Source organism: Paenibacillus sp. Y568, from assembly GCF_059445545.1.
The window spans coordinates 1-573 of record NZ_JCAIUM010000071.1; the positions used below are offsets into that span (position 1 = coordinate 1).

Below are 573 nucleotides of genomic sequence, written 5' to 3' on the forward strand. Positions count from 1 at the left end.
ATAACGTTTGGCATTCCTGACGTTCAAGCGGCTTAAGGACCGTAGGTCCGGGTCGTTAGACTTAGCCGATTGAATGTGTTGCCTGAACCTACTTCTACGATATCCTTCTTGGCAACCGAGGAGCGTTAGCGACGACGTAGGAATGCTTTGTTAACTGATGTTGTTGTCTTCGTCGTAATACATTCAATTATCTTTAGTTTATCTCTTACTTCTCTTCCATTCTGTTTTCAGGTCATCTCTAAACGCATACCAACCTTCAGGTAATTCAGAAATAAAATTTATTGAAGGATCTATTAAGACCATTTCTTCTAATGTAATAATCATTGCATCACTCTCGTTTGTTTCATCATCTGAATGAAATTGCCATGCCCCATCGTCTTCATCATGTGAAATATATATTATAGGGTTCTGATTTCTAACTACATATTTTGTGGTAAATACTAAAACATTCCTTGGTTCCTTAAAAAACCATTCTTTCATCACCAATCGGACCCCACTTTAACAATCATTTTTTACTTTTAGTAACTTCAGCTTTTATGTATTTATAAGCTTTACAACAATTTCAGTTAACGT

1 protein-coding gene is annotated in these 573 nt (G+C 36.0%); it reads right to left on the reverse strand.

What is annotated here, in order from left to right; genetic code table 11:
• Nucleotides 1-198: 198 nt before the first annotated feature.
• Nucleotides 199-483 (reverse strand): hypothetical protein, encoded by a 285-nt coding sequence (locus tag AC1D7X_RS25845; RefSeq protein WP_495476445.1) that lies wholly within the window; start codon nucleotides 481-483, stop codon nucleotides 199-201.
• Between the last annotated feature and the right edge of the window lie 90 nt (nucleotides 484-573).